Origin of the sequence: Robiginitalea aestuariiviva, assembly GCF_029537735.1 — a bacterium.
GTDB lineage: Bacteria > Bacteroidota > Bacteroidia > Flavobacteriales > Flavobacteriaceae > Robiginitalea > Robiginitalea aestuariiviva.
On the sequence record NZ_JARPUQ010000002.1, the window covers coordinates 188769 to 207469 of the forward strand.

At 58.6% G+C, this 18701-nt stretch carries 17 protein-coding genes; 15 read left to right on the forward strand and 2 right to left on the reverse strand.

The window, feature by feature from the left end; all coding sequences use genetic code 11:
• The first annotated feature begins 26 nt into the window (after positions 1 to 26).
• The 6 genes from OZ410_RS07555 (at position 27) to OZ410_RS07580 (ending at position 5883) form a co-directional block, all read left to right on the forward strand.
• A complete protein-coding gene (locus OZ410_RS07555) occupies positions 27 to 1028 on the forward strand; it encodes a PLP-dependent cysteine synthase family protein (RefSeq protein WP_277707343.1) in 1002 nt (333 codons plus the stop codon).
• A 12-nt stretch (positions 1029 to 1040) separates the two neighbouring features.
• Entirely contained in the window at positions 1041 to 2345 is a 1305-nt protein-coding gene (locus tag OZ410_RS07560; RefSeq protein ID WP_277707344.1) for a M20/M25/M40 family metallo-hydrolase, read from the forward strand.
• Positions 2342 to 3139 (forward strand): aldose epimerase family protein, encoded by a 798-nt coding sequence (locus OZ410_RS07565; protein ID WP_277707345.1) that lies wholly within the window; start codon positions 2342 to 2344, stop codon positions 3137 to 3139. Before OZ410_RS07560 ends, OZ410_RS07565 begins: the two co-directional genes overlap by 4 nt.
• Before the next feature lie 58 nt (positions 3140 to 3197).
• Entirely contained in the window at positions 3198 to 4112 is a 915-nt protein-coding gene (locus OZ410_RS07570; RefSeq protein ID WP_277707346.1) for a hypothetical protein, read from the forward strand.
• 57 nt (positions 4113 to 4169) lie between these two features.
• The gene (locus OZ410_RS07575) at positions 4170 to 5588 is read left to right on the forward strand and encodes an MBL fold metallo-hydrolase (RefSeq protein ID WP_277707347.1); all 1419 of its coding nucleotides are present in this window, start codon (positions 4170 to 4172) and stop codon (positions 5586 to 5588) included.
• A gap of 145 nt (positions 5589 to 5733) precedes the next feature.
• Positions 5734 to 5883, forward strand: a complete 150-nt coding sequence (locus tag OZ410_RS07580; protein ID WP_277707348.1) for a hypothetical protein — start codon at positions 5734 to 5736, stop codon at positions 5881 to 5883.
• 105 nt (positions 5884 to 5988) lie between these two features.
• Here OZ410_RS07580 and OZ410_RS07585 read toward each other — a convergent pair whose 3' ends face one another.
• On the reverse strand, positions 5989 to 7368 hold the full coding sequence (locus OZ410_RS07585) for an exonuclease domain-containing protein (protein WP_277707349.1): 1380 nt from the start codon (positions 7366 to 7368) through the stop codon (positions 5989 to 5991).
• 304 nt (positions 7369 to 7672) lie between these two features.
• Here OZ410_RS07585 and OZ410_RS07590 point away from each other — a divergent pair, with 304 nt between their 5' ends.
• From OZ410_RS07590 to OZ410_RS07620, 7 genes are all read left to right on the forward strand, one after another.
• Positions 7673 to 8977, forward strand: a complete 1305-nt coding sequence (locus tag OZ410_RS07590; RefSeq protein WP_277707350.1) for a phosphoribosylamine--glycine ligase — start codon at positions 7673 to 7675, stop codon at positions 8975 to 8977.
• Between the two features lies 1 nt (position 8978).
• On the forward strand, positions 8979 to 9449 hold the full coding sequence (locus OZ410_RS07595; protein WP_277707351.1) for a GNAT family N-acetyltransferase: 471 nt from the start codon (positions 8979 to 8981) through the stop codon (positions 9447 to 9449).
• 56 nt (positions 9450 to 9505) lie between these two features.
• Positions 9506 to 10660, forward strand: a complete 1155-nt coding sequence (locus tag OZ410_RS07600) for an alpha-hydroxy acid oxidase (protein WP_277707352.1) — start codon at positions 9506 to 9508, stop codon at positions 10658 to 10660.
• A gap of 255 nt (positions 10661 to 10915) precedes the next feature.
• The gene (locus tag OZ410_RS07605) at positions 10916 to 11143 is read left to right on the forward strand and encodes a hypothetical protein (RefSeq protein WP_277707353.1); all 228 of its coding nucleotides are present in this window, start codon (positions 10916 to 10918) and stop codon (positions 11141 to 11143) included.
• Positions 11144 to 11161: 18 nt separating this feature from the next.
• The gene (locus OZ410_RS07610; RefSeq protein ID WP_277707354.1) at positions 11162 to 11536 is read left to right on the forward strand and encodes a hypothetical protein; all 375 of its coding nucleotides are present in this window, start codon (positions 11162 to 11164) and stop codon (positions 11534 to 11536) included.
• The gene (locus OZ410_RS07615) at positions 11533 to 12297 is read left to right on the forward strand and encodes a GLPGLI family protein (RefSeq protein WP_277707355.1); all 765 of its coding nucleotides are present in this window, start codon (positions 11533 to 11535) and stop codon (positions 12295 to 12297) included. The genes OZ410_RS07610 and OZ410_RS07615 overlap by 4 nt, the downstream gene beginning before the upstream one ends.
• Positions 12290 to 14923, forward strand: a complete 2634-nt coding sequence (locus tag OZ410_RS07620; RefSeq protein ID WP_277707356.1) for a TonB-dependent receptor — start codon at positions 12290 to 12292, stop codon at positions 14921 to 14923. The genes OZ410_RS07615 and OZ410_RS07620 overlap by 8 nt, the downstream gene beginning before the upstream one ends.
• A gap of 4 nt (positions 14924 to 14927) precedes the next feature.
• On the opposite strand, the gene OZ410_RS07625 is transcribed toward OZ410_RS07620, so the two are convergent.
• Complete coding sequence (locus tag OZ410_RS07625; protein WP_277707357.1) at positions 14928 to 16079, reverse strand: hypothetical protein; 1152 nt, start codon at positions 16077 to 16079, stop codon at positions 14928 to 14930.
• Positions 16080 to 16303: 224 nt separating this feature from the next.
• Between OZ410_RS07625 and OZ410_RS07630 the strand changes: the two genes are divergently transcribed.
• Both OZ410_RS07630 and OZ410_RS07635 read left to right on the forward strand, forming a co-directional pair.
• Positions 16304 to 16984: a hypothetical protein gene (locus tag OZ410_RS07630; protein WP_277707358.1), complete on the forward strand. Its 681-nt coding sequence runs from the start codon at positions 16304 to 16306 to the stop codon at positions 16982 to 16984.
• An 11-nt stretch (positions 16985 to 16995) separates the two neighbouring features.
• The gene (locus tag OZ410_RS07635) at positions 16996 to 18699 is read left to right on the forward strand and encodes a hypothetical protein (protein ID WP_277707359.1); all 1704 of its coding nucleotides are present in this window, start codon (positions 16996 to 16998) and stop codon (positions 18697 to 18699) included.
• Positions 18700 to 18701: the final 2 nt, after the last annotated feature.

The following is an 18701-nucleotide window of genomic DNA, read 5'->3' on the forward strand; positions in this document are numbered from 1 at the left end:
AGGCGCAGCTTTGTATCTTTGTGCTAATGGAATACGCCTCGAATATCCTGGAGACCATAGGGAATACCCCCCTGGTCCGCATCAACCGCATTACCGAATCCCTGCCCTGCCTGGTGCTGGCCAAATACGAAACCTTTAACCCGGGCAATTCCGTCAAGGACCGTATGGCCCTTACCATGGTGGAGGATGCCGAGGCCCGAGGGTGGCTCAAACCCGGGGGCACCATTGTGGAAGGCACCTCAGGCAATACCGGAATGGGCCTTGCCCTTGCGGCCATTGTTAAGGGCTATCGCATGATCTGTGTAATCAACGACAAGCAGTCGCGGGAAAAAGTGGACATCCTCAGGGCCGTAGGCTGCGAGGTACACGTATGCCCTACCGATGTGGCCCCGGAAGACCCGCAAAGTTATTATTCCACTGCCCGGCGCCTGGCCGCTGAAATCCCGGGTGCCTGGTATGTAAACCAATACGACAACCCCGCCAATGCCCTGGCGCATTTTGAAAGTACCGGCCCGGAAATCTGGAAGCAGACCGCTGGTAAAATCACCCATTTTGTGGTAGGCGTGGGTACGGGGGGCACCATTTCCGGGGTGGGGCGTTACCTGAAATCCCAGAACCCTAACGTCAAGGTTTGGGGGGTGGACACCTATGGCTCCGTGTTTAAGAAATACCACGAAACCGGCATCTTTGACCCGGACGAAATCTACCCCTACCTGACCGAAGGCATAGGGGAAGATATCCTGCCCGAGAATGTAGACTTTGGGGTGATTGACGGCTTCACCAAAGTCACGGACCGTGATGCTGCGATCTATACGCGGCGTCTGGCCCTGGAGGAAGGGATGTTCCTGGGGAATTCTGCCGGGGCTGCCATTAAGGGGGTACTGCAGCTACAGGAACATTTTGGCCCGGACGACGTGGTGGTGGTCCTCTTCCACGATCACGGCAGCCGCTATGTGAATAAAATTTATAACGATGCCTGGATGCGCGCCCAGGGCTTCCTGGACGCCGGTGGCGAATCCCAACCCTAAATGCGAAACCCTATGAAACCTTACCGCTTTACCCTTTTTCTAATCCTTTTTCCCGCCCTGCTGGTGCAGGCCCAGCGCCTGAACCGGGCCGAACGCCGAATTGTGGCCTCGGTGGAGGCCCATGCACCCGAGGCTATTGGTTTTCTGGAGCAGGTGGTAAACATCAACAGCGGCACCCTGAACCTGGAAGGGGTGCGGGAAGTAGGCCGGGTCTTTGGCAATGCTTTTGAGGAGATCGGGTTTGAGACCCGCTGGATCGCCATGCCGGATTCCATGAACCGGGCGGGCCACCTCTTTGCGGAAATCGGGGGAGGCAAAGGCAAGCGCCTGTTGCTGATCGGCCACCTGGATACAGTCTTCGAAAAAGACAGCCCCTTCCAGCACTTCGAACGGGTAAACGATACCCTGGCGCACGCCCCGGGCGGGAACGACATGAAAGGCGGGGACGTAGTGGTCCTCTATGCCCTGAAGGCCCTGCAGGAAAACGGCCTGCTGGAAGACGCACAAATCATCGTGGCCTTTACGGGCGATGAGGAAAGCACAGGAGACCCCCTGGAAGTGAGCCGCCGGGACCTGATCGCGGCAGCTCGGCGCTCCGATATCGCCCTGGGCTTTGAGACCGCTACGGGTTTTGACAAGGCTACCGTGGCCCGCCGGGGCGCCTCCGGGTGGATGGTGGAGACTACCGGCCGCCGGGCGCATTCCTCCGGGGTGTTCAGCGAGCGTACCGGGGCCGGGGCCATCTTTGAACTCTCCCGTATCCTGAATGCCTTTTACGAGGAGGTCCGGGGGGAGGAATACCTCACCTTTAACCCCGGCATCCTGATGGGGGGCACCTTTGCGGAGTACGACCCCCTGAGCGGGAAGGCACAGGTCTTTGGCAAATCCAATGTGGTGGCACAGACAGCCAGCGTGCGTGGGGGCTTGCGTTTTATCTCCGAAGAACAGAAGGAACGCACCCGGGCACGGATGCGGGAAATCGTATCCCAGAACCTGCCGCAAACCGGTGCGGAAATCACCTTTTCCGACGCCTACCCGGCCATGCCCCCAACCGAGGGGAACATGGCTTTGCTGGAGGTACTGAACCAGGTGAGCCTGGACCTGGGCCAGGGCGGGGTAACCGCCTACGACCCCGGCCGGCGGGGCGCGGCCGATGTGTCTTTTGTAGCCCAATATGTCTCCTGCCTGGACGGGCTGGGCACCATGGGCTCTGGCGCACATACGCCCAAGGAAACCGTAAACCTCAAAACCATGGAGGCGCTTACCAAGCGTACAGCGTTGCTTATATACCGCCTCCTGCAACAGCCCCGGTCATGAGCGCACAGGAAGCAAGGGTAACCCGGTTACAGGCCGGGGATATGCATGCCATCATTGAAGGAGGCGAATTGGTCAGCCTCAGGGCCGGAGGCCATGAATTTATGCACCGGGCAGGGGAACCCGGGTGGGGGCACTCCGATACGGAAATGTTCCCGATAATCGGACCCACCCAGGATGCCGGGTACCGGGTACAGGTACCCCGGGCCAATGCCGTACAGGACCAGCACGGCCTGCTGCGGGAGTTGCCATATGAGCGGGTTGCTGCCGATGCCCGGGAAGCCGTTTTCCGGAAAGCCTACGCGGCAGGGACACCGGTGCCCAATTCCAAATACCCGGAAAAGTCCACGGCCCGTTGGCTGGTCTGGCCTTACGCCTTCACCTTTACCAAGCGCTTTATTCTTACGGAGGCAGGCATGGAGGTGCGTTTCGAAATCGAAGCCGAAAAAGACATGCCTTTTATGGTGGGATACCACCCGGCCTTCCGCATTCGCAGTGCTGAAGCTCAGGTGGAAGCAGGGGGGCAGGCCATCGGCATTGCCGAAATCCTGGAAGTGGGAGACCGTGCACTCCCGGTACGGACTTGCACGGAAATCACCTTGCAGGACACGAAAGCGCTGCGAATAAAGACCGAAGGCTTCGGACATTTTATGCTCTGGAGCCCGGACCCGGGCATGATTTGTATAGAGCCCATAACGTTTTATCCCTACGATGCCAGCCCTGCCCATTTGCACAAAGGATTCCGGTTTTTGGGGGATCGCCCGGAGCTGTTTCGATGTGTGCTGGAGCCAGTGTGACCAACGGCTAGTGTAACACTTGCGGCCGGAACCCGTCTCTTTCAAAAAAGGTTCCCGTATGAACTCCAGGATTCCTGTTCTTTTGTTGTGCTTCTTTTTGGGCCTGGTTGCCTCCGCCCAGGACACGCTTCCCTTATTTCAGACCCTCCGATTGGGGATGACTTCGGATATGGTGTACAACCACCTGAAATCCCAAGACCTGGAACCTGTAATCTTCCATCCAGAGCATGTGCAATTCCCACTGGCAAGCAGCAGGGAGGAACACTGGCAGGTTGCGGGTTATACCACCCAAGGACACTCCCTGCAGCAAATGGCACTGGTTTTTGCCGATGGGAAACTGGCCTTCCTGCAGGCCCGGGGTGGGGTAAACACATGGATGGATGCCCGCCCAGAAGCCAATTTTGGCTCCTATTCAGGTTACCGGTTTTATGAGGGTTGGGGTGCCGTATCCCATCCCGATAGCGACCAACTTTGGTTACTGTCTCCTGAGGGGCTTCACCTGAACCTTTTTGCGTGGAACCACCCGCTACTCGAAGCTGGTGCTGCATGGCCAGCGTATCCAAAAACCGTGAGCGTTCCGCACTATTTGAAGATGGGGGCCACCCTGCAGCAATTGGAACCCATGCTGGAAAGTGTTTCAACGCAAATAATCCGTGAGGAACTAGACGGGAGCGATCCCAATGCCCAGTTACAACTCAATTGTTACGGCATACCCTATGCCGGCTTTGCGCGAAAGGCAGAAGCCCGGTTTGGTGGCGGAAACCTTAATGTGGTTTGGATATTGACGGCTAAGGCAGAGGAGTCTCGTGTTCGTGAACAACTGCGGCTACAGTACGGGCCGCCGGATTTCACCTCTGAGGCCTGGGAAGCTTACCACAACTGGCAGGTATTCCTGCGTAAGGATAAACCCGAGGTGTTGTTCCTGACCCCTGAGCTGGGCCAGTTTTATAAAAAGGAATACTTCGGTCAGTAAGCGCCTTTCTGTATAGCTCATCCCGATTCCGTATTTTTGAGGAAACGATCGACAGCTATGCAAATTGAACAGATCTACACCGGCTGCCTGGCACAGGGCGCCTATTATATTGAAAGCAAAGGCGAAGCCGCCATCATTGACCCCTTGCGCGAAGTTGGGCCCTACCTGAAACGGGCCCAGGCGGATGGCGCCAAAATCAAATACATCTTTGAAACCCATTTCCACGCGGATTTTGTGAGCGGGCACATTACCCTGGCCGAAAAGACCGGCGCGCCCATTGTATACGGCCCCCTGGCTAATCCCAGTTTTGATGCGCTCATTGCGGAAGACGGGCAGGTATTTCCCCTGGGGGAGGTGACCCTGGAAGTCTTGCATACCCCCGGGCATACCATGGAAAGCACCACCTATCTGTTGCGGGATGCCCAGGGCAACCCCCACGCCATCTTTTCGGGAGACACCCTATTTCTGGGCGATGTGGGCCGTCCTGACCTGGCCCAGAAGGCCGCGGACATGACCCAGGAGCAGTTGGCTTCCACCCTCTACGACAGCCTGCGCAACAAGATCATGCCCCTGCCGGACGAGGTAATCGTATATCCTGCCCACGGGGCGGGGTCTGCCTGTGGCAAGAATATGATGAAGGAAACGGTAGATACCCTCGGGAACCAGAAAAAAGTGAATTACGCCCTGCGGGCAGACATGACCCGGGAGGAATTCGTGGCCGAGGTAACCGAAGGCCTGTTGCCCCCGCCCAAATACTTCCCGCTGAACGTAAAAATGAACAAGGAGGGGTACGAGGATATTGACATGGTGCTGGCGCGGGGTACCCGACCCCTGAGTCCGGATGCCTTTGAGGCGGCGGCCAATGAAACCGGGGCGGTGGTCCTGGATGTGCGCCATCAGGACGACTTTGTGAAGGGCCATGTGCCCCGGTCCATCTTCATCGGGCTGGACGGAGATTTTGCCCCCTGGGTGGGCGCCCTGATTGCCGATGTGGAGCAGCCCATCCTGCTGGTAACCCCTGAGGGGCGGGAAACGGAAGCCGTTACCCGTTTGTCCCGGGTGGGCTTTGACCAGACCCTGGGATACCTGGAGGGCGGGTTTCCGGCCTGGGAAGAGGCTGGCAAGCAAACGGACCGGTTGCGGTCCGAGAGTGCCAAAGCCCTGGAGGCGGAATTGAAGGCCCACCCGGAACAGGTATACGACGTCCGTAAGGAAAGCGAATACCAGGCCGAACACCTGGATGGGGCGCACATGACCCCACTGGGCGAAATCAACGAACACCTGGCGGAATTCCCGGCTTCCAAACCTTTTTACGTGCATTGCGCAGGCGGCTACCGCTCCGTGATTGCCGCTTCCATCCTGAAGAGCCGGGGGTACCATAACCTGGTCAACATTGAGGGCGGCTTTAAAGCCCTGCAGGAAACCGACCTGCCCCGTACGGATTTTGTTTGCCCCTCCCAGGCCAAAAAGTCGTAAGTTGGCTGGGGAAGCGGGCGATGCCACGCCTCCTAAGTTAAATGTTAAAAAAAACACAAAATTATCTTAACAAGGTGTACGGGGAATCCGTACCTTTAAGTCAGTAAGCGTTATGTTCAAAGCATTTTTAAAGCAATTGGGATGGATGAACGCGATCCTTATCCTGGTTGTCCTGTCCGTAATCGTAGTTGCCGAAGTACGCTATCTGCAGGGGAATACCCTGGAAGCAATCTTCATCGGGCTTTGGGCCCCTACCATTATGGGCTTTCTGAACTACTTTAAGATCCAACGGTAGCATGGACTTTGTCCTTTCGTATTCCATCTTTGTCGGGACCATCTTTATGGTCTGGCTGCTGTTTGTGATCTGGCAATTCAACAAACTCCGTAAATAGACCCTTTTTCAGGGTGCTAGCGGTGCAACGCGCCGTACGTTTTTCGAATGTTTTGAGAGATAGGACTCCAGGATGCGCTGGGTTTCCGGATTATGCCTTTGGGGTTGGATCCAGGCTTCCAGCTCTTCTGGGTGGGTGATCCCGGTATCCTCCGGGAGAAAGCCGTACCCCCGGTATTGCCCGCCCTCCATCCATACAATGGCCTGTTCCCCCGGGCTGCGGCCCTGTTCTGCAATCAGCAGGTGGCTGCCCGTATCCCGAAGGGAATCCAGGGCCAGGTCCACCCGGGCATTGTATTGGGTTACCGACTCTTCTCCCCGGCAAATCCCCTGGCAACGCGGAACCCTAAAATGCCCGCAATGTTCTACCCCCTCCTGCAGGTGGCAATACTTGGCACAGAGGGAAAAACGGGTGCAGACCGATTCCAGCTGGGCCCGGGCATCGGCCAGGGAGAAAAAGACCTTATGCGCCTGTTGCCCTTTTCGCAGCCGGTTCAGGGCCAGGTGGCGGATGCCGGCCTGGTCCGGGTAGCTGAACAGCCCATAAGCGGGGCGGATCGCTTTTTGGGCACGGTTAAAGGGTGGGAAATGCGTTTTGATGGCTGCGCTTTCCATGAGCAGGGCCACCAGGTCCGAACCCGATAGTTCAAAATCGATGGCGGCCGTTTCCCGGCACAGGCTGCGCTCCCGGGCCGAGGCATCGTAAAAATGCCCGAGGACCCGCTTTTTGAGATCGATAGCCTTCCCGATATAGAGGATACGCCCGGCTTTGTCCCTGAAGTAATACACCCCCGGGGCGTGGGGGATGCGTTCATAAGTTTCCCGGGGCAGGTGGGGCGGCAGGGTGGCTTCCTGGGAACGGGCATTCAAAAACCCCTGAACAGCCGTCTGGCCTTCGGGCTGGGCCAGGATGCGGGAAAGCAACAGGGCGGTGGCTTTGGCATCGCCGGCAGCCCGGTGGCGGTCCGTCAGGGGGATGTCCAGGCTGTTGCAGAGCTTTCCCAGGCTGTAGGAGCGCAACCCCGGGAAGACGCTTCGGGAAAGGCGTACCGTGCAGAGCTTTTTGCGGCTGAAGGTTCGCCCGCAACGCTCAAATTCCTTTTTGACAATCGGGTAATCAAAATTTACGGAGTGGGCTACAAAGACCTGGCCTTGGGTAAAGGCTTCAATCTGGTCCGCCAGGGCCTCAAAAGGGGGCGCCTGCCGCACCATGGCCGTGGTAATGCCTGTGAGCCCGGTGATAAAGGGCGGGATCTCGCACCCCGGGTTTACCAAACTGCTGAAGGAATCCGTGATGCGCTCCCCTTCCACCCGGAACAGCGCAATCTCGGTGATGCGGTTGCCTGTGGCCCCGGTGCCGGTGGTCTCTATATCTACTACGGTGTACATGCAGGACAGGAAAAAGAAGCGGATTTTAAAAGTACAATATGCATGGGGTACCTGCCAAATGCCAGCTGTAAAATTGCTGGGATGCATATTGTTTTTTTTATGACCTTTGCCGGGAATTCAACTGCTTCGGGCAACGTAGCCCGGGCCATGATCGCACAATTTTTCCCCGGGGTAAACAGGCGCTTGCAGTCTGCCGGTTTGCCCGCATCCCGAAGGATGCGCCGGGATTTCCACCCGGACTGTACCCTTCCGGACAGCCTCCCGGCTGCCCGGCCTGCATCTTTTTTATTTATCCCGGATACCCATGGCAGGAAAAAGTCCTAAGAAGGAACGTCCGCGGCGTTGCCTGTTGGTATCCCGCTGGGGGGAATCTCTGGACATCGCCATTGCTATGCAGGAGGAAGGGTGGCAGGTGAAGTTTTATATCGAAGACCGCGGCATGCGGGAAATCGGCACCGGTTTTGTGCCCAAGGTGCGGGACTGGCACAAGCACGAGGCCTGGGCGGACCTGATCCTTTTTGACTACACGGGCTGGGGAGCAGAGGCAGTACGGCTGCGGCAGGCCGGAAAAGTCGTTTTCGGCGGTTCGCCATTCACGGATGCCCTGGAACTGGACCGGAACTTCGGGCAGGAAGCCTTGCGCAAGCATCGGATTAATACCCTTCCTTCCTGGGAATTTCATTCCTTCCAGGAGGCCATTGCCTTTGTGGAAGCCCACCCCAATGCCTATGTGGTAAAACCCTCAGGCGAAACCCAGGAACTCAAGCAATTGCTTTTTGTGGGCAAGGACGACCGGGGCGAGGATGTACGCCGGTTGCTGGCCGCCTACGAACGCTCCTGGGGGGATGCCTTTGGCGACTTCCAGTTACAGCGGCGGGTCAAAGGGGTGGAAATGTCCATCTCGGCCTTCTTTAACGGCACCACTTTCCTGAAGCCCTACAACGTAACCTTTGAACACAAGAAACTCTTTCCAAAGGAGGTGGGGGTCTCTACAGGCGAAATGGGGACGGCCATGTTCTGGACCCAGGAATCTCCCTTGTTCGACCGCACCCTGAAGCGTTTTGAAGCCACCTTTGCCCGGGACGGCTTCCGGGGGCATATCGACATCAACTGCATTGTGAATGGCAACGGGATCTACCCCCTGGAATTCACTTCCCGTTTTGGCTATCCCCAGGTGAGCATACAGCGTGCCGGCCTGGCCGAACCCATAGGGGACCTCCTCTACGATATTGCCCGGGGCACCCGGGCCCAGTTCCAGACCCGCAAGGGGTTCCAGGTGGGGGCTTATATTGCCGTGCCCCCCTTCCCCTACGAGGATAAAAAGACGTTCGAACTTTTTTCCAAGGACGCGGTGGTAGTTCTCCAGAAGGGCAATACGGAAGGCATCCACCCCATGCACCTCAAACGCATTGGCGGGCAGTGGCTCATCACCGGCAATACCGGGCTGGCCGTGCTGGTTACCGGGACGGGCCTGACCATGCGGGATGCGCAGCGGGTGATGTACAACCGCATTGCTTCGGTGCTGATCAACAACGGCTATTACCGCACCGATATTGGCGACCGGTGGTATGAGGATTCGGATAAACTCTGGTCCTGGGGCTTGTTGTAGGATGAAAAGGCCACCCAAAGGCTGGGCCGATTGGTCTGCCACTCCCGAACGATTTTTTGACGCCCTGCCGGAGGACTGGGCGGTGGAGGCCCGTGAGATCTGGCCCAAACTGGGGCCGGAATCCCGGATTCTGGTCTATGCCCCTAAGGCTGCCTTTAAGGCCGGGGGAATCCTGACCCAATCCCTGTTGCCCGAAATGGAAACCTATGGGGAAACGGCACGCGGGTACTACCGCCGCGGGTTCTGGTATGTGGGGTTCCTTTATGTACACCCGAAGGCCCGGGGGCAGGGGCTTGGCGGCCAATGGCTGGAACAGGCCTGGCAAGCTGTGCCGGCCCGGGGGCTGTGGCTCGGTATCGAAACCCTGGGGCTCCTGAAATTCTATACCCAAAGCGGGTTCCATCTGGACCACATCCTGCATGTGGGGACGGAAAGGGAGTGGTTGCTGTCCCGCTCCCGGGATGGGTGGTAGGGTATGCGCCGGTTGGGCGGAATTGGCTACCTTGCCCATACCAAGCCTGAATAGCCGTGCGCAACGCCACCCGCATCTCCTTTAACCCCAGGTACCCGGATATCCCTGCCTTGCGGGAGAAAGCCCGGCGGCGCATCCCGGCCTTTGCCTTCGATTACCTGGACGGCGGTTGCAATGCCGGGGAAAACCTGGAACGCAACCGCAAGGACCTGCAGGAAATTGTGTTACAACCCCGCTACCTGGAAGCCTTTCCGGGATGCAGGCTGGAAACCACCCTTTTCGGGCAAACCTATGCCGCGCCCTTTGGGGTGGCCCCAGTGGGATTGCAGGGCCTGATCTGGCCGGGCTCCCCCGAAATCCTGGCTCGTATGGCCGCGGAAAGGCGGTTGCCTTTTGTCCTGAGTACAGTGAGTACGGCTTCCCTGGAAACCATTGCAACGCTTACGGAAGGCCAGGCCTGGTTCCAGTATTACCACCCGGCTTCGGATACGGTGCGCGACCACCTGCTGGAGCGCGCCCGTGCCGCCGGGTATTCCGTCCTGGTACTCCTTTGCGATACCCCCACTTTTGGCTACCGCCCCCGGGAAATCCGCAGGGGGCTATCCATGCCGCCCCGTTGGAATGCCTCCAATATCCTGCAGGCGTTGGGCCGGCCGGCCTGGTTGGCGCAAACCCTGCGCACCGGCGTACCCCGGTTTGCCAACCTGGAGCCCTATATGCCAAAACAGATGGACCTGGCCGGGCTGGGCCGGTTTATGGACGGCTTTTTTGAAAAGCGCATGACCCGCGAAAAGATCGCCTACATCCGTGATCGCTGGCCGGGTACCCTGGTGCTGAAAGGGGTAAGTACGGTGCAGGATGCCGAAACCGCCCGGAGCCTGGGCCTGGATGGCATTATCGTTTCCAACCACGGCGGGCGGCAGCTGGATGTGGGCCCGTCGGCCATTTCGGACCTGCAGCATATAGCCCCGGCGGTAGGGCAGGACCTCACTGTGATGATGGACAGCGGCCTGCGCAGCGGAACCGACCTGGCCCGTGCCCTGGCCTGTGGGGCCGAAGCCGGTTTTCTGGGCCGGGCGTTTATGTATGGGGTAGCCGCCCTTGGCAGCAGAGGTGGCGCTCAGGTGGCCGGGCTGCTGGAAACCCAGTTGCGGCAGGTCATGGAACAACTCGGTTGCCCCGATCCCGCTCAATTCACACATTTCCGCTAATCCGAAGCGCCCCTTCCATCTTTCTTTCTCGTTCACGCGAATGGATAATCCGTACCGGACACGTTCGCGCAAATTGGTCTAAGAACACGTTCACGCGGATTTGTAATGCGTTCGAGACATACGCACCCTATCCTTTTTTTCACTCCTGATGGCAGGCTGCAGGCTGGCCGCGCATCTTTGGCGGGTCTGATCGCGATCCGGACAGGAGGCATCCGAAAATCCTTCAAAGAGTAGGAATCACTTCAAGCCTGAAATATGATACGATTTATTGCCAGTGCTATGCTGTTGGGTTGTTTTGCCGGCAGCGGAAGCGCCAACCCCGTGCCGTATTCGGAAGGGTGTTCCGTAACCGCATCGGGTTGGGTCCATTCTGAAGAACTTGGTTCCTTCCAGGCCACCATCACGGTTACCGGCCCCTGTGATGCCTCCCTGGCGGACAAGATGCGCCAGGCCATTGCCGATTTGCGGGCCGGATTCCAATAAACCTTTAACACCACTGTTATGAAACCATTCCTTACATCTATTTTGATTTTTGTCCTGACCCTCCCTGCCCTTGCCGTGGCGCCTGCCCCTTCAGCAACTGGCCCGTACCAGCTATGGGTTGAAGGGAGCAGCGGGGCAGAGACCCATACGCAGTATGTGCATGCGGAAACGGCGGAAGCCCTGGACGCTGTAGATTTTTCCGCTATGGAAACCTGGGCTTTCTCCCGGGCCGACGGTCCCGAAGACTGTACCATTTCCATTACCGTAAAGGTTCGATTTGGCTTTGACTCCAATTTTGTGGAGGCCTCGGGTACCGTTTCGGGCATCCCCTGCGACGGGGTGGTGGAAGCCATCAAGGCCCTGAAGGCCCAACTCATGGCCGGGATCAAATGAGCAGGATAATTCGCGCGGCGGCCTTTGTAGGCCGCCGCTTTTTTGTTTTGGCATGGCTCCTGCCCCATGGGGGGATCATGGCCCAGGAGGCCCTTTCAAGCTGGGAGGCCCGGTATGACCTGCGTCTGGATATGGGCATGGCCCGGCGCTATGAAGCGCGCCTTCAGGGTACGCCTCAGGGCGGCCTTTTTTCCTGGGGCCGGCTACTGGAATCGGAGGCTGCACAGAGCGACTATGAATTTAACCTGACATTGGGTGCCTCAGACTCCCTGGGGAGTTATACGTATACGGACCTGAAGGCAGGTACCATGCGTTCCCGTATCCCCTTCCAGGGAGGCAGGAGTTACGAGGTATGCGAACCTGTTCCGGAAATTGCCTGGCACCTGTCTGATAGTCTGCAAACCATAGGGCCCTTTACCTGCCTGCGCGCTACGGGTGCCTTCCGGGGCCGGGAATACGAGGTGTGGTATACCCCGGAACTCCCGGTTCAGCTGGGGCCCTGGAAATTACATGGCCTGCCTGGCCTTGCGGTATGGATCCGGGATGCCGAAGGGGCGGTGGAAATAACCCTGAAATCCTGGATCCCCAGGGCCGCCCCGCTGGTAAAACCCAGGGAACCGGAAGACTGCATGACTCTGGAGGCATATACCGCCCTGCAAGCCTCGTGGGCGCAGGAACTAATGCGCCGCATGCAGGCGAAATTCCCCAGGGGCGCTCAAATTTCTATCGGGAAACAGGATGCCCTGGAGCGCTTTGAATAAACGTTTAATCCTTGGGGTCCTGCTCTGGGGAGCTTATCTGCAGGGACAGGAATTAGAGGGCCGGCTCCGGGATTCCCTGGGGCAGCCCGTGGCCCAGGCCCGGGTCTGGCTCCATCCGGCTGAAGGCATGCCGGCAAGGGGCGCGGCCTTCAGCGATTCCCTGGGTCGGTTCCGGATCCCGGGCCTTAGGTCGGAACACCTCCGGATAGGGGTGGCCGCCATGGGGTTCCGGGCCCTGGATACCCTGGTTACACGGGAAGCGGGTAAGCCCTGGCCCCTATTGCAATTCACCCTGCAGGCATCCCCCTTTTTGCTTCAGGAGGTAGTGGTTCGGGCCGAAAAAGCCATGCGCGTGGGGCGGGATACCGTTGAATTCCTGGTGGATCCCTATACGCGGGGTACGGAACAGGTAGCAGAAGATATCCTAAGGCGTTTGCCCGGGGTGGAGGTAAGCCCGGATGGGGAAATCCGGGTTCGGGGAAAACCTATTGGCCGGGTCCTGGTGGAAGGGGACGACCTCACTGCCCGCCGGTATCGCATCCTGACCCGCAACCTGGATGCCGGAGCCATCGAAAAGGTGCAGGTCCTGCAGGATTACCAGGAAAACCGTGCGCTCAGGGGGCTCAAATCCTCCCGGGAGGTGGCCCTGAACCTGGTATTGCGGGATGGCGTAAAGGGCCGGTGGGCCGGGCGGGGGACCCCCGGGCTGGGTAGCGGGTCCCGATACGACGTCCGCATCAACCTCATGTACCTGAAACGAGCGGTGAAGCTTTATGCCCTGGGCCATACCAATACTGTAGGGGAAGACCCGGCTGGCGACCTTTTTGAGCTGCTGCACCCGGAAGTCCTGGAGCCCGAATTCCCGCCGGGGGAAGGGCAGGCTAGCGGTAGCGGTTTTACCCCCCGTCTGGATCTGTTACCCCTGGAGCGCCGGGCCTACGTCCAAAACCGCGCCGGGATGGGGTCGGTCAATACGGTCTGGCGCCCCGGTTCGGGTTTCCGGGTACAGGCCCAGGTACTGGGGCTGCGCGAAACCGAGCGGGTAAAATGGTCCCGGCAGGAAACCCTGCAGGGGGCAGATTCCCTTTTTCGAATTGCCGAAGTCCGACTGCAACAGTTGCGGGAACAATTCGTTTCCGGGGCCTGGGAGGTGGCCTGGGAGCCGGATACCACCCACAGGTTGCTTTGGAAAACACGCTGGAGCCTAGGGCGTTTCCGGCAGGCGGACTCCCTGGTTTTTAACGGGCAGGGAAATATACAGGACCGACAGTTATCTGTTGGACGGTGGGAATCTTCCCTGGACTACACCCACCGTTGGGGTGCCGCCACGGCCCTGCGCCTGGCGGGGAGGTGGATAGCTGAAAAACGCCCGGAAACCCTGGATTTTGACGGGTACCTCCTTAGCGGTTTCTGGGGGCCCGGGCAGCCCGGGTGGGAAACCCGGCAGCGCTTTTTGGCCCGCCTGCAGTATACCGGGCTGCGGGCCGCCCTGATCCATAAACAGGGGGCGCATACCCTGGAGGCACAGGCCTACTGGAGTATTTCACAAAGTGCGATGGAGAACCAGTGGGGGTTGGGTATTCCCGGGGGAGCCCCGGAGGGGCCTTTCGGGAAGGCGGCCGAACAGCGGCGACGGATGGGGTTACGGCTGGAGTGGACCCTGGATAAACCCGCCTTTCGCACCGCCCTTTCCCTGGAAGGCCTGGGCGCCTGGGCCAACTATTCGGAAAACGGGACCCGGAGATTCCGCGCCCTGGCCCTGGTGCCCGGGGCCAGCATCCGCTGGCAACCCGCCCCCCGGCATACCCTGCAGGCCCGGTATACTTTTGACTTCCGGGAAAGTCATTTTGCAGAACAATGGAGCACTCCGCTGCTGAGCGGGTACCGAAGCATACGTACGGGCCTGGGCCGCTATTTCCCCTTCCGGTCGCACCGGCTTACCGCGGGGTATACCTTCGGTGACTGGGGGGATCCCACCCGTTTGTTTGCCTTTGCCCTTTGGCGCCTTGAACCCGGGTTTCCGGGAATGGACTGGTTGCAGCGCCCAGGTTTTATTGCGTATTCCCTCCGGCCGATGTCGCAAAGGGAAATGATCACCCTGAACCTGAACCTGGACCATTACCTGGAGGCGCTTCAATGCAACCTGAAATGGAAGGCTGCCTATACCCGGCAGGACTATACGGCCGGATTGGAAGGCACCCTGAATCCGGTGCAACACCAGAATCTGAGCCTGGGCCCGGAGCTGCGTTCGGCCTTTGGGAAAGGGCTGGAATTCCATGGCGGGTTAACCATTTCCAGGCTGTGGTCCGGGTTTGGCGGGCGCAACCGAACGAGCGCTTTGCGCGGGTTCCTGGACCTGGAGGCGGGGCGGGGCCCCGGGTGGTCTGCCCGAATCCGGAACGAATATTTCGACTATCCCGACGCGGCTTCCCACCCGCTATGGTTGTCTTCCGCAACCGTCCAACACACCCCTGAAAAAGGGCGGGTGCACTATCGGTTGCAGGTCCAGAACCTCTGGAATGCCTCCTTTTTTGGGCTGCGCACCCTGCAGGATACCGGATACCAGGATTCGGGGTATGCGCTCTCCGGCCGCTGGGTTTTGCTGCAGGTTTCAGTGCGGTTGTAAGAACTCAGGGCCGCTCTACCTCCCGGATGTATACGGCATCCGGGACCAGCGGCAGGGAGACGATGTCTAGAACGGAACCTTCAAAATCCGTGATCACTACCCCTCCTTCGGGGGTGCCGTCCCCCTTCACGTAGGCAATGGCAATGAGTCCGGTTTCCAGGTCGGCGTCGAATTGCCCGAACAGGGGGCGGCTGCCGGTCTGTTGTTCCATACGCGCCTGTAAAAGGGGCAGGTAAGGTTCCCCGCCCGCGGCAAATGCCCCGGCCTTGAGGTTGTAGATGGCCGGCTGTGCAAAAAAGAGGCTGGGTTGCTGGTAGATATAAGACACCAGGAGGTCTTCCCCTGAAAATCGGGTCCGGAAAAGACCTTCAGCCTGTGCCGGAAAGTTGGGGATGGGGCCGGATTCCCCAAATTGGAGCAGGCCGGTGTGGAAGGCCAGGTAGGTGCCGTCTGTCCGGAACATGAGGAGCTCGCTATCCCTTAGGCAGGCGGAGGTCCATTCCGGGCCGGGGTTTACCTGGGTAAGGACTGAGGCCGTGGGCAGGTCCACCAGGGCCAGTACAGGTTCGTCCGTGCCCGCCCGGCGGTAATACAGGATCAGTAGGTCCTGTTGGATCAGGGCATCCAACACCCCTTGCGGCCCGGCCTCGGCAAGCAGCAGATCCGTACAGGACCCGGAAGCCGGGTGGTGAATCCGCAGGCGGGTTTCCGGGGTACTGCCCTGTGGAAAAGCGGTGTAGGGCAGCACCAGGTATTCCAGGCCGCCGTACAGCCCCCGTATCTCCTTTGGCGTGTCCGTTTCCGATGCAAACCCGCAAAGGTCCTCAATGGCCGTAATGTTGCCGGAATTCAGGTCTTTCAGGTAGGCCCGGGATTTTTGTCCTTCCCAGGTATAATAGGCCAGGGTGTTTTCAAAAACCTCCCGCCGGGCAAACTGAAAAAAAGACAGGCCCATTTCTTCGCTCAGGTTTTGGATGAGCGGGGGGTCGCTAGAACGATTGCGGTCCATCTGGATTTGCGGCCCTGTGGCGCCGGCCAGGGCCGTAAACCGGACCATGGGCGGGGCAGCTTCGGACGGTATAGCTTCTTCCCGGGAACAGGTGAAGCAGGTGAGGGCCGCCAACACCAGGGGAAGGCAACGGTTAAAAAGTTTCATAGCAGCTTTTTAGAGTACCTAAAATAGGGAAAAGAACAGAGATGCGAACCCGGGCGGCCTGGGCGGTGTTCCCTATCCCAAAATTTAGTACTTTGAAAGACAAACCCTACAAAGCGCTTCGCAAAAATTCCCCTCATATGGGTATGGCCCGGCGCGCCACGGGCCTGCATTTTGCGTACGGACCCCCGAAAGGCGGGGACTCCCTTGATTTTAAACGTGCCACAATGAACAATGACTTACTTGTTTCCTACCTGTCCCTCCGGAAATCCATCGGGTTTATTGCCTTGGGAATGCCCGTATTCCTGGTGATTGGCTCCATTTGGATAGGGGACTGTTCCCAGATTCAGAGTTCCATTTCCGATTACTACCACACCGTCATGCGGGATGGACTGGTAGGCACCATTTGCGCCATTTCCTTCTTTCTTTTCGCCTATCGGGGCTATGATGTTAAGGACTTTTGGGCTACCCGGGCGGCGGCTGTCCTGGCGCTTTTTGTCGCCTTCTTTCCCACCATTTATACCGATGAGATCTATCCCCCATGTAATGTGGTACGCCCCATAGAAAACCCCCTGGTCAATGCCATTCATTTCAGCAGTGCCCTGCTGTTTTTTCTGGTACTGGCCTACATCTCGTTGTTTTTATTTACCAAAACGGACCATCCGCAGGCTATGGGCCAACGTAAAAAGCATCGCAACCGCGTCTACAAGACCTGCGGGTGGGTTATGTTGGCATGCCTGGCCCTGCTGGCCCTGTATTTTGCCTGGTTGCGGCACCGCTTTCCGGGCCTGGCTGCCTATGATCCCGTATTCTGGCTGGAATCCCTGGCCCTGTGGGCCTTTGGGATCAGCTGGCTGATTAAGGGGGAGATCTTTATGAAGGACCTGCCGCAGCCTCCTGCACCCTGATCCCCTGAATGATGAAAAAGCCCATTGCCGACCTGCATTGCCACCCCAGTTTAAAGCCGCACCTGAATGCCGAAATCGGGAGTATCTGGGAATACCGGGAAAACCCGACGGTGGATGAGGTCTTTCGTTTGGTCAGCTTCCGCAAACTCGCAATCCGCGGCCTGGCAGCCAAAATGGCCCTGAAAACCCAGTCCAACCTGGACAGCTGCCTGCAGGGCGGAAACCGCCTGCTCTTTTGCAGTATTTATCCCTTCGAACGGGAATTTATGCGGCCGGACCGCCCCTTTAAACGGGCTTCCCTGGTGGTGAAATGGGCGCTGCAGGCCCTCTTGCGAAAACGGTATAAACGCCATATAGACAGCAAGCTGATCCGTTTGATTACCGGGATTTCCCCATCGGCTGCCATCCGCTTCCTGGATCAGATCCACACCCCTGGCGGGCGGGTGGATTATATGCAGGGGTACCTGGATGAATACAACTACCTGCTTGCCGCCCAGGGAGAGCGCCCCGGAGCGCCACAGGACGGGACACGACCGGCCTTCCGCCTCCTCTCCGATGCCAGCCAACTCCCTCAGGAATCCGATGAAAACACCCTGTCCGGGATTATTACCGCAGAAGGGGCGCACGCTTTCGGGGATTATGCCCTGGAATTCCTGCGAAAGGAGATGGCTTTCGGCGACCTGCCCGAAGCGGAGCAGGCGCGGTTGCGGGCTTCTTTCCGAAGAAACCTGGCTATTGTAAAAGATGCGGACCAAACGGCTTTCCCGCCGTTCTTTGTGACCTTCTCCCACCATTTCCACAATTTCCTTTCCGGGCATTCCCAAAGTTTTGCAGGCCTCTTTTCGAAGGTGTTCAACCAGGAGCCCGGGATGGACGCCGGCCTGTCCGCCCTGGGGCGGGAAGTCCTGGAACTCCTGCTGGAGCGCGGCCCCCGCAGTGCCCGTATCCTAATAGATACCAAGCATATGTCTCCCCGGGTGCGCCAGGAATATTACGCCCTGGTGCGGCAGCGACGGCAACAGGGGGATGCCATCCCCATCGTGTCCAGCCACTCCGCCGTGAACGCCCTGGATACCCTGGAAACGGCTATGCGCAATAACAATGACAGCCGCACGGAGCGGCGATCCTACGTGAGCAAATTCGAGATTAACCTCACCGATGAAGATATCCGGGAAACCTTTGACTCGGGCGGCATCATTGGTATTTGCATGCACGACGGGCGCATGCCGGGCAGACAGTTCAAAAAGAAACTGCGGGCGGTACGGGCCCATCCGGAAAAGGCCAAACGCCTGTACAGCCAAATGTTCCTGACTAATATTTTCCATATCGTCAAGGTGAACGCCAGGCACCTGCAGGCCCTCCACCCCGGGGGTGCGGGGGAGGCTGTAATGCAGACGGCTTGGGATACCGTATCCCTGGGCTCGGACAACGACGGGATCGTAGACCCCTTTAATACGTATGAAACCGCGGCAACCCTGACCGATTTCCGCCTTAAAATCATCGAGGCCATGCAGACCCAGGACAGGCCTTATATGAAAGACTTCCGCATCCTTTCCCTGCCGGAGGAAAAACCCATGGAACCGGAAGAACTCCAGGCCCTGATGATGGGCCTGACCCCGGAAGCCATTGCCGACCGCGTCTTTTACGACAATGCCCGGATCTTTTTGGAGCGCTACTTTACGGAGGCGTATCGGTTTTCGGGGGCGGTGGTATAATC

Excerpts from the sequence above, each read along its gene's own strand:
- OZ410_RS07555 (WP_277707343.1), top strand. The coding sequence starts at position 27 with ATGGAATACGCCTCGAATATCCTGGAGACCATAGGGAATACCCCCCTG.
- OZ410_RS07560 (WP_277707344.1), top strand. The coding sequence starts at position 1,041 with ATGAAACCTTACCGCTTTACCCTTTTTCTAATCCTTTTTCCCGCCCTG.
- OZ410_RS07565 (WP_277707345.1), top strand. The coding sequence starts at position 2,342 with ATGAGCGCACAGGAAGCAAGGGTAACCCGGTTACAGGCCGGGGATATG.
- OZ410_RS07570 (WP_277707346.1), top strand. The coding sequence starts at position 3,198 with ATGAACTCCAGGATTCCTGTTCTTTTGTTGTGCTTCTTTTTGGGCCTG.
- OZ410_RS07575 (WP_277707347.1), top strand. The coding sequence starts at position 4,170 with ATGCAAATTGAACAGATCTACACCGGCTGCCTGGCACAGGGCGCCTAT.
- OZ410_RS07580 (WP_277707348.1), top strand. The coding sequence starts at position 5,734 with ATGAACGCGATCCTTATCCTGGTTGTCCTGTCCGTAATCGTAGTTGCC.
- OZ410_RS07585 (WP_277707349.1), bottom strand. The coding sequence starts at position 7,368 with ATGTACACCGTAGTAGATATAGAGACCACCGGCACCGGGGCCACAGGC.
- OZ410_RS07590 (WP_277707350.1), top strand. The coding sequence starts at position 7,673 with ATGGCAGGAAAAAGTCCTAAGAAGGAACGTCCGCGGCGTTGCCTGTTG.
- OZ410_RS07595 (WP_277707351.1), top strand. The coding sequence starts at position 8,979 with ATGAAAAGGCCACCCAAAGGCTGGGCCGATTGGTCTGCCACTCCCGAA.
- OZ410_RS07605 (WP_277707353.1), top strand. The coding sequence starts at position 10,916 with ATGATACGATTTATTGCCAGTGCTATGCTGTTGGGTTGTTTTGCCGGC.
- OZ410_RS07610 (WP_277707354.1), top strand. The coding sequence starts at position 11,162 with ATGAAACCATTCCTTACATCTATTTTGATTTTTGTCCTGACCCTCCCT.
- OZ410_RS07615 (WP_277707355.1), top strand. The coding sequence starts at position 11,533 with ATGAGCAGGATAATTCGCGCGGCGGCCTTTGTAGGCCGCCGCTTTTTT.
- OZ410_RS07625 (WP_277707357.1), bottom strand. The coding sequence starts at position 16,079 with ATGAAACTTTTTAACCGTTGCCTTCCCCTGGTGTTGGCGGCCCTCACC.
- OZ410_RS07630 (WP_277707358.1), top strand. The coding sequence starts at position 16,304 with ATGAACAATGACTTACTTGTTTCCTACCTGTCCCTCCGGAAATCCATC.
- OZ410_RS07635 (WP_277707359.1), top strand. The coding sequence starts at position 16,996 with ATGAAAAAGCCCATTGCCGACCTGCATTGCCACCCCAGTTTAAAGCCG.